Source organism: Streptomyces sp. FH025 (assembly GCF_017427025.1).
Lineage (GTDB): Bacteria > Actinomycetota > Actinomycetes > Streptomycetales > Streptomycetaceae > Kitasatospora.
In genome coordinates this window covers 1-9,142 of sequence record NZ_JAFLNG010000293.1, presented here as the reverse complement: position 1 = coordinate 9,142, position 9,142 = coordinate 1, and the positions used below count along the sequence as shown (strand labels likewise).

Sequence of the window (9,142 nt, the reverse complement as noted above, 5' to 3'; positions counted from 1 at the left end):
GTGCGGTGGTGGGTCAGGGCGGCGGCCCGGGCGTGCTCCGCGACGGCGTCCCCGGCGTCCCCGAAGTCGGTGGAGCCGGGGACGGGGCCGGGGCCGGGGACGCCCTGGGACACAGGGCCGGCGGCCGTTGTTCCTGGGGCTGCCGTTGCTCCGGGGGCTGCCGGGCCGTCAGCACTCGGGCCGCCGACCGGCTCCTCGCCCGGGCGGTCGGGCTCGGACCGGCCGGTGGCGGCGCCGTCCGGCTCCGGGCCCTGGTCCGCGCCGAGGTCGCGGAAGACCGAGGCGAGGAAGCCCGGTTGGGGGAACTGGACGGTGGCGGCACCGTCGGACTGGCCGTCTGCTGAGTACTGCATCGGTCGTCGTTCCCCCATGCTCGTCCGGCACCTGCCCCGGGCGGCCGGCCACCCTGCGACCCCGCCCCTGCCGCATATTGTCCACCGAACGGGCGCGGCGGTCAGCCAAGCCGGTCAGTTGGTACGGGTGTTGGTCAGGTGCAGACCGATGTAGCCGACGTAGATCCGGCCGCTGCCGGAGCAGTCGTCCAGGTAGTGCAGCCGGGGTGCGGTGCGGCCGCCGCCGATCCGCAGGTGTGCGCCCATGAACGCCCGCCGGGAGGCGTCCACGCATTCCGGTACCGGCAGCATCCGTTCGCGTTTCCACTTGGTGTGGCTGAACACCGTCCGGGACTCCCCGCGCACCGCCTTGCGGGGCGGGAAGCGGTGGCAGCCTTCCGGCGTGCGCTCGCACCACTGCTTGAAGTCCCCGCGGGCCGCACCGCGCACGGCCGCCTCGGCGTACTCCTGCAGGGCCGTCAGACCGTCCCAGGCCAGCCGGGCCCAGCCGGCTCCGGCGCACTGGAGACCGTCCAGGGCGAGCGCGGCCTTCTGGTCACCGGTGAAGGTGAGCAGCGAGAACTCGTCGATCCTGGCCAGGAGTTCGGTGAAGGTCTCGGGCTTGCCGGGACGGCCGGCGGGCTGGGACGGGACGGCACCGACGGTGGCACCCGGGAGCGTACAGTGGCGGCCGGTCAGGGCGCGGGTGCCGGTACGGAGGCGGCCCTCGTGGCCGTCCCGGGCCGGGCCGCGGTCGTGGCGCTCCAGGTGCAGGGTGTGCCGGACCCGCTCCAGTTCGTCGGCCCTGGCCTGCTGCTCGGCGCGGTCCTGCTGCTCCTCGCGGGCGAGCGAGGTCAGTTCGGCGGTCCCGCCGACGGTCTGGTCCTCGGGCTGGTCGTCGGCCCGCTCCGCGACCGGGCGCAGCCGTGGCGGCGGGACCCGCAGCACCGGGACGGCCGCCAGCGGTGGCGGCAGCGGCTGGTCGGCCGCGAGCCGGCGCGGTTCGCGGGCGAGCAGCCCGGCCGCGCGGCGGAGGTCCTGTTCTATTCGGCCCCGGGCGAGCACCGGATGTCGGGCGGCATCCTGCCGGGAGGCCGGATCGACCTCGGGCAGATAGGTGCGCACCGCTCCGCCGTACACGGTGTGGTACTCCAGCGCGACGTTGAACCCCGTACGGGCGCCCGGGTCCAGCACGTAGACGGAGGCGAGGCCGGGCAGTTGCTGACAGAGCGGACGGACGACGTCCTCGACCCAGCGGTCGAGCGGGAGGTTCACCGGCACACTGGCGACCACGGTGGGCAGTCGGCGCTCCGGGTCGCACAGTTCGTCGATCAGCGCGTCGACCTCGTCGGCCGTGATCACCCTGGGGGCGGGGTGGACGGCGGCCGGGCCGTCGGTGGCGTCGAGCAGCGGGAGGAGCGTACGGGCGAGTTCGGGCACCGGCACCCGGCAGGGGGTGCGCACGCCGCTGCCGGTGCTGTGCGTCTCGGCCTCCAGCCGGAACCAGGTGGGGCCCTCCGCCCCGGTGGCCACGGTGAGGGTGAGCTGGTGGGTGCCGTGCGGGGCCGGGCGACGCAGCCGGCGGCGGTCGTAGCGGCCGGCGCCCGACGCACCGCGCAGCGGGCCGCGGTCGCGGTCCAGCAGGACGCGCTCGCCGAGGCGGAGGCGCTCGGCGGCGGGGGGCCTGGCGTCGAGGGCCGTCCCGGAGGGGCCCCGGAGGGCCGGTGGGGGCTCCTCGCAGCCCTCGTGCTTGAGCCAGGAGGCGAGTTGCTCGTCGGCCAGGGCGACGGCCTCGGCGTGCGGGAGAGCGGTGGCGACGGTCATCCGGTAGGGCGTCGCGGGGCCGTGGGGGCCGAACAGGTCGGCACCGGCGGGCGAGTGCGAACGGTCTGAGGTCATGCGCGTACCTCCGTGGTGCGGGGTGGGGTCTCGTGTCCTCCATCGACGGTTTTCGTCCGGTTCGGCCGGATCCTTGCCCAGGAAACGCCACGGCCCGGAGCGGAAGTTCCAACTCGGGGCCACGACACTACGTTCGAGTGAATCTGCTCAAGCCGTCTTCCGCGTGGCGCGAGCCCTCGGTTACAAGGAGCGGACCCGGCAGGGGTGTTCGAGCCGGCGCATCGGGGCGTACGAACCGGCGCGGGGGCCGTACGGACCCGCTCAGTCCTCGGCGGTGCCGGCGCCGCTGCGGCTCCACGCGGGCGACGCGACCGGTACGGCCAGCGGGTGGCCCTCCGGGGCGGCGTAGTTGGCGATCAGCACGACGGGCTCGGTCCCGAGGTTGCGGCCCTCGTGGACGTGGACCGGTCCGGCCTCCTCGACCAGCGAGTCCCCGGCCCGGCTGACCTCGACCCGGCCGTCGTGCAGCGTCCTGGTCAGCGTGCCGGAGAGCACCACCACCTCGACCCGGCCCGGGTGGTAGTGCCAGCCGGTGCTGGCGCCCGGAGGCAGGGTGATGCTCCGGACGAGGGACATCTCGGGTCGGCTTCCTGGTCGGCGGCCGGATCAGGCTAGGCGGGCCGCTCCGCGCGCCGACACGGAGCGGCCGCGAACTGGCCGAATGTCTGGCCGAAAAGCGGCCCGACCCGCCGACGTCCGCTCCGATGGACCGTCCGACGCCCCGTCCGAAACGGGCGTCCGGTCCGTCAGACCGGCACCTCGACGAAGGTCCGGCCCGCCGGGACGGCCACCGCGGTACCACCGGTCGCCTCGGCCAGCCAGGTGTGGAAGTCGGCCACCTCCGGCTCCGGCACGCCCACCTCGATCCGGACCCCGGCCGCCTCGTAGGCGAGGTCGCTCACCACGTACCCGGCCGCCCGCAGGTCGTTCTCCACCCGCCCGGCGCGCACGTGGTCCGCCGTCACCGCGAGCAGCGCGACCGGCCGCCGCTCCAGCAGTCCGACCTCGTCGATGGCCTCCGACACCGCGTTCCCGTACGCCCGCACCAGGCCGCCCGCGCCGAGCTTGATCCCGCCGAAGTACCTGGTCACCACGGCGACCGTGTCGGTCAGGCCGCGTCGGCGCAGCACCTCCAGCATCGGCACCCCGGCCGTACCGCCGGGCTCGCCGTCGTCGCTGGAGCGCTCGCGGCGCTGCTCCTCGCCGACCACGAAGGCGGTGCAGTTGTGCCGGGCGTCCCAGTACTGCTTGCGGATGCCGGCGATGAAGGCCTGTGCCTCGTCCTCGTCGGCGACCCTGGCGAGGTGGCAGATGAAGCGGGACTTCTTGATCTCGGTCTCGTGGCTGCCGGCCCGCCGGATGGTGAGGTACGGCCTGGTGGTCGGCTCCGGCGTGGCGGACATGGCGCGGTGGTTCTCCCGGGAACGGCGACGGCTGGCGGTGCGCGCCCCGGAGTCGCGGGGCGCACACTGCCAGCCTAGTTGGCCCGCGGACGGAGGATCGGCGGCCGGAGGATCGGCGGCCGGGGTCAGCGGCCGGCCAGGGCGTCCAGCCGGGCGCGGTCCAGGCCGGTCAGCGCGGTGACCTCGGCCGGGTCGACGGCGCCGCAGTCCAGGCCGCGCAGCAGGTAGCCGCTGAGCGCCCGGGCGGTGGCCGGCTCGTCCATGACGTCCCCGCCGGCCTTGGCGACGTAGGCGGCCAGTCGGGCGGCGGCGGCCACCAGGCCCTCGCGGTAGAAGGAGTACACCGCGACGTAGCGGGTCGGCAGGTGTGCCGGGTGCATGTCCCAGCCCTGGTAGTAGGCGCGGGCCAGCGAACGGCGGACCAGGTCGTGGTGGAGCTTCCAGGCGGCGTGCACCTGCTCGGTGGACCCGGTCGGGACCACGTTGGTCGAGCCGTCGGAGAGCCTGACCCCGGTTCCGGCCGCGGCCACCTGCATGACCGCCTTCGCGTGGTCGGCGGCCGGGTGGTCCATGCTCTGGTGGGCCGCGCTGACCCCGCAGGAGGCGCTGTAGTCGAAGGTGCCGTAGTGCAGGCCGGTGGCGCGGCCCTCGGCGGCCTCGATCATCCGGGCGACGGTGGCCCGACCGTCCGGGCCGAGTACGGCCTGGGTGGTCTCGATCTGGATCTCGAAGCCGATCCGGCCGGCGGGCAGCCCGGCGCGGCGTTCGAAGTCCTCCAGCAGCCGGACCAGCGCGGTGACCTGCTCGGCGTAGGTCACCTTGGGCAGGGTGAGGACCAGGCCCTCCGGCAGGCCGCCGTTCGCCAACAGGGTGGCCAGGAACAGCTCCAGGGTGCGGATGCCGCGGGCGCGGACGGGCGCCTCCATGCACTTGATCCGGATGCCGACGTACGGCGGCGCGCCGCCCCCGGCCACCGCGGCGGCGACCAGTCGGGCGACGCGGACGGCGTCTGCGTCCTCCTCGGCGTCCGGGCGGGGGCCGTAGCCGTCCTCGAAGTCGATCCGCAGGTCCTCGACCGGCTCGCGCCGCAGCTTGGCGCGGACCCGGGCGTGCACGTCGGCGAGCAGCGCGTCGTCCGCGACACCGAGGGCGCGGGCCAGCTCGGCGGGGGTGCCGGCGTGGGTGTCGAAGGACTCCAGGGCCTGGCGGCCCCACTCCCTCACGGTGTCGGCGTGGAAGGCGTCGGCCGGGACGTAGACGGTGTGCACCGGCTGCCTGGCGCCGGAGTCACCCGGGTAACGGCGCGCCAGATCGGCGTCCACCGGGGCGAGCAGCGCCTCCACGGCGGCGCGGGCGGCGGCGGAGAAGGAGGCCTCGCCCGTCGGCCCGGTTCCGTCGATCTCGACCTGCGACATCCGCACTCCTCCATGCCGAATCCACACCGAACCAGCGTTTCAACAATTTGTTGAAGCGAAGGTAGCTCCGGCGGGGTCGGGCGTCAATGGAGGACGGACGGTCGTCAATGGCCGACCGCGCGGTGGACGCAGGGGTGTTGGCGCGGGCTCAGTCCCTCCGGATCCCGGCCCGTCCCCGTCTCAGTCCCTCCCGGCGTCGGCGTAGCGCTCGTCCAGCTGCGGGTAGAGCTCGGCGACGTCCTTGGAATGGACGGAGCCGTTCGGGCCGTTCCCGGTGATGCCGTACTCCGTGGTCAGCCACGCGGCGAGGCGCTGGGGATCGGGGTGGCGGCCGTCGTGGGTGTCCATGTACGAGAGCAGGGCGTCGTAGACCAGGTCCAGGTCGAGGCGCGCGGAGGCCGGACGAGGTTCGGATGCCTCGGCTTGGGCGGGCTCCTCTACCGGAGCGGGCTGCTCGGGCTGGGACGAGCGCTCGGCCGTGGAGTGCTGCGGCTCGACGGTCGGCTCGGACTGACTCTGGGCCTGGGACTGCTGCGGGTGCTGGGCCTGCGGTCGGGGCGCCGGGGCGGGCACCTCGGCGACCGGGCGCGGGGGCTTGAACCACGGCGAGGCCTGGCCCGGCACCCGGCCGCCCGGAGCCGCGTCGGCCGGGTGGCCGGTGGTGCGGACCGGGCGCTCGGTCCAGACGTTCAGCTCCTCGCTGCGCGGCTGCGGGACGGCGTCCGCCGTCTCCTCCGGCTCCTGCGCCGCACGCAGTCGGACGGCGGCCAGCTTGGCCAGCATCGGCGCGGCGACCTCGGCCGACATCGGTGCGGTGGCCGCGGGGGGCTGGGTCGCGGCCTGGTCCTGGGGCTGCGACTCGGCGGTCGGCTCGGGCTGGCTCTGGGCCTGGGCCTGGGCCTGCTGCGGGAGCTGCTGCGACGGGGCCGTGGCAGGGACGGCGGTGGTCACGGCCGGGGCGATGGCCGCGGTGGCGCGGGCCTCCTGGAGTTCGAGCTCCTGGGCCTTCTGCTCCGCCAGGGCCTCCTGGGCCTCGCGCTCGCGGGCTTCCTCGTCCAGCCGGTCGAGCAGCGACGGGTCCAGCGGCACACCGTACTTGGCGAGCTTGAGCGGCAGCAGCGCCTGGATCGGCGCCGAACGGCGCCAGCCCCGGCCGTACCGGAAGCGCAGCTGCGCCCGGTAGACCAGGCGGTTCTGCTCCAGCCGGACGACCTCGTCGTAGGAGCGGAGCTCCCAGAGCTTCATCCGCCGCCAGAGCCGGAAGGTCGGCACCGGGGAGAGCAGCCAGCGCATCACCCGGACCGACTCCATGTGGCGGTCCGCGGTGATCGCGGCGATCCGACCGACCGCGTGCCGGGAGGCCTCGACCACCACGACGAAGAGCACCGGGATGACGGCGTGCATCCCCATCCCGAGCGGGTCGCCCCAGGAGGCGGCCGCGTTGAAGGCGATGGTGGCGACGGTCAGGACCCAGGCGGTCTGACGCAGCATCGGGAAGGGGATCCGCAGCCAGGTCAGCACCAGGTCGAGGGCGAGGAGCACGACGATGCCCGCGTCGACGCCTATCGGGAAGGCGTAGGAGAAGGCCCCGAAACCCTTCTCCTGGGCCAGCTCGCGCACCGCGTTGTACGAGCCTGCGAACCCGATGCCCGAGATGATGCAGGCGCCGGCCGCGACCAGGCCGAGCAGGCCGCGATGGGCCTTGGTGAGCGTTGGGCGTGCCATTACGTCTATCAACCCCTGGATGTCGGCTGCTGCCGTACGCGCCTCGGCTGCCGGTCCCCGTCAATCGGGCCGCCGGACGGCTGAGCAACCTCCGGGCTCGGCCCACCGGAGTTTACTCGTACACCTGTTTCAGCGTTTCCGCAGCCTGGAGTGTCACAGCGCGGGGCACCCCGTGCGCCGGGGCCGGTCGGGCCGTCAGCGGCTCTGCTCCGCTGTGCCGTTGAGGTAGGCCAGTACGGCCAGCACCCGGCGGTTGGCGTCCTCGTCGGGGGCCAGTTCGAGCTTGCTGAAGATGTTGGCGATGTGCTTGGCCACCGCGCCGTCGCTCACCGAGAGGCGGGCGGCGATCGCCGAGTTGGAACAGCCCTCGGCCATCAGCTCCAGCACCTCGCGCTCGCGAGGGGAGAGCCCGAGCAGCGGGCCGGGCCGGCGCGAGGTGGTCTGCATCAGCTTGGCGATCACGTCCGGGTCCATCGCCGTCCCACCCGCCGCCACCCGGCGGACCGCGTCGATGAACTGCCCGGCGTTGAACACCCGGTCCTTCAGCAGGTAGCCGATCCCGCCGGTGCCGTCGGCCAGCAACTCCCGTGCGTACAGCTGCTGGACGTGCTGGGACAGCACCAGCACCGGCAGGCCACGGATCTCCCGACGCGCCTCGAGCGCGGCCTGGAGCCCCTCGTCGGTGAGCGTCGGGGGAAGCCGGACATCGACCACGGCGACGTCCGGCCGGTGGGTCAGCAGCGCCTCCAAAAGCTCGGGGCCCGTCTCCACCGCGGCGGCGATGGTGAAACCGTGCGCTTCCAGCAGACGGATCAGGCCTTCGCGAAGGAGGTAGAGGTCCTCGGCGAGGACAACTCGCACGGCAACTCCAAGGTGATGGTGGTGGGACCGCCCGACGTGCTGTCGATGGCGAGGACACCGTCGAAGGTACCCAATCGGCGCTCGATCCCGCGCAGACCGGTCCCCCTCGACGGATCCGCCACGCCCACGCCGTCGTCCGTCACCGTGACCCGCAGGAACCCGGCCCGGTACAGGATGTCCACCCACACCTGGTCCGCCTCCGAGTGCTTGGCCGCGTTGGCCAGCAGCTCGCTGATGCTGAAGTACGCGGCCGCCTCCACCGGGGCCGGCAGCCTGTCCGGCAGACTCACGAACACCTCGGTCGGCAGCGCGCTGTCCAGCGCCAGCAGCCGGACGGCGTCGCCCAGTCCGCGCTCCGCGAGCACCGGCGGGTGGATGCCGCGGACCAAGTCCCGCAGCTCCTGCAGCGCCCGGGCCGAGGACTGGCGTGCTTCGGAGAGCAGCTCGCGGGCGGCCGCCTGGTCGGTCTCCATCAGGTGCTCGATGGTGCCCAGCGTCATCCCTATCGCGACCAGCCGGGCCTGCGCGCCGTCATGCAGATCGCGCTCGATCCGCCGCAGTTCGGCCGCCTGGCTTCCCACCGCGTCCGCCCGCGTCTCGGTCAACTGGGCCACCCGCTTGGTCAGCTGGGCATGCGTCGCCCGGCCGTCCTGGTCCAGCACCCGGCGGGCCACCTCCGCGTACCCGCGCACCGCGTACGGGGCCAGGAGTATCCCGGCGAGAACCATGCCCGTCCCGAACACCAACCTCAGAGCGATGGACATCATCCGCGGGCTCATCGGACCGAACCCGTCCCCCAGCACCGGGCCGGACAGGACGAACACCGTGCCCAGCACCAGCAGCAAGCCCACCGCGCCGGCCAGGGCCGCGACGAGGAAGGGGTTCACGAGCAGCCAGAGGATCTCGACGCGAGTGGTGCGGTCACGCAAGCCCCAGTGGACCAACTGCGCGTACTTCGCGACCGTCTGCGAGCGGTGGTACGAGTAGCCCGTCCACCAGTGCCCGCGGGCGTCCAACTCCAGCTCCGGCAGAGGCTTGTAGACCGCCGGCAGGCGGACGCCGTACCACCGCTGAAGGAACAGCCGAGTACGGTCCGCCGTCCGACGGACACAAGCGGCCGCCACCGCGGAGCCCGCGACCGCCGCCGCAACGAGGGCCACCAGGGAAGCCGGGTAGTAGAACTGCAGGAACTGGGCCGTCACCACCCCCGCGAAGATGGCCGCCCCCACCGGCAGCACGAACCCCGGCACAGCAGCCAGCACCACCTGAGCCAGCCGGGCCAGCCCCTGGCCGCCGGCCTGGAAGGCCGCCTGGGTCTGCGCACGCACGGACGTGCCGCTCGTACGAGTCTCTGTGGTCACGCAAGCTCCTGATGCCGGTCCCGATCGTCCTTCATCAGTGTTCACGAACGACCCGCTCCGGACACTGGCCGTGGCACCCCAATTCCGGGGTGGACCTAGGACCACCTGACAGTGGTAGGAGCAACACCGGCCCGTTGAGAAGGCCC

7 protein-coding genes and 1 pseudogene are annotated in these 9,142 nt (G+C 73.7%); all 8 read right to left on the bottom strand.

Annotated elements, in window-relative coordinates; translation table 11 throughout:
- Nucleotides 1–353 (bottom strand): annotated as a pseudogene (locus J0670_RS20850) (hypothetical protein); the annotation flags it as partial.
- 114 nt (nt 354–467) lie between these two features.
- Complete coding sequence (locus J0670_RS20845; RefSeq protein ID WP_207813156.1) at nt 468–2,231, bottom strand: hypothetical protein; 1,764 nt, start codon at nt 2,229–2,231, stop codon at nt 468–470.
- 261 nt (nt 2,232–2,492) lie between these two features.
- Nucleotides 2,493–2,807: a cupin domain-containing protein gene (locus J0670_RS20840; RefSeq protein WP_207813155.1), complete on the bottom strand. Its 315-nt coding sequence runs from the start codon at nt 2,805–2,807 to the stop codon at nt 2,493–2,495.
- Nucleotides 2,808–2,977: 170 nt separating this feature from the next.
- Nucleotides 2,978–3,634, bottom strand: coding sequence for a YigZ family protein (locus J0670_RS20835; RefSeq protein WP_207813154.1), 657 nt, complete (start codon nt 3,632–3,634; stop codon nt 2,978–2,980).
- A gap of 125 nt (nt 3,635–3,759) precedes the next feature.
- Complete coding sequence (locus tag J0670_RS20830; RefSeq protein ID WP_207813153.1) at nt 3,760–5,049, bottom strand: aldolase/citrate lyase family protein; 1,290 nt, start codon at nt 5,047–5,049, stop codon at nt 3,760–3,762.
- A gap of 180 nt (nt 5,050–5,229) precedes the next feature.
- Nucleotides 5,230–6,774 carry a DUF2637 domain-containing protein gene (locus tag J0670_RS20825; RefSeq protein WP_207813152.1) on the bottom strand — a complete coding sequence of 515 codons (1,545 nt, stop codon included), beginning with the start codon at nt 6,772–6,774 and terminating at the stop codon, nt 5,230–5,232.
- Nucleotides 6,775–6,969: 195 nt separating this feature from the next.
- Entirely contained in the window at nt 6,970–7,635 is a 666-nt protein-coding gene (locus tag J0670_RS20820) for a response regulator transcription factor (protein ID WP_207813151.1), read from the bottom strand.
- Nucleotides 7,587–8,996: a histidine kinase gene (locus J0670_RS39340; protein WP_307806619.1), complete on the bottom strand. Its 1,410-nt coding sequence runs from the start codon at nt 8,994–8,996 to the stop codon at nt 7,587–7,589. The genes J0670_RS20820 and J0670_RS39340 overlap by 49 nt, the downstream gene beginning before the upstream one ends.
- Between the last annotated feature and the right edge of the window lie 146 nt (nt 8,997–9,142).

What these genes read in the sequence shown, in the direction of transcription:
- J0670_RS20845 (WP_207813156.1), bottom strand. Translation starts at nt 2,231, where the DNA reads ATGACCTCAGACCGTTCGCACTCGCCCGCCGGTGCCGACCTGTTCGGC.
- J0670_RS20840 (WP_207813155.1), bottom strand. Translation starts at nt 2,807, where the DNA reads ATGTCCCTCGTCCGGAGCATCACCCTGCCTCCGGGCGCCAGCACCGGC.
- J0670_RS20835 (WP_207813154.1), bottom strand. Translation starts at nt 3,634, where the DNA reads ATGTCCGCCACGCCGGAGCCGACCACCAGGCCGTACCTCACCATCCGG.
- J0670_RS20830 (WP_207813153.1), bottom strand. Translation starts at nt 5,049, where the DNA reads ATGTCGCAGGTCGAGATCGACGGAACCGGGCCGACGGGCGAGGCCTCC.
- J0670_RS20825 (WP_207813152.1), bottom strand. Translation starts at nt 6,774, where the DNA reads ATGGCACGCCCAACGCTCACCAAGGCCCATCGCGGCCTGCTCGGCCTG.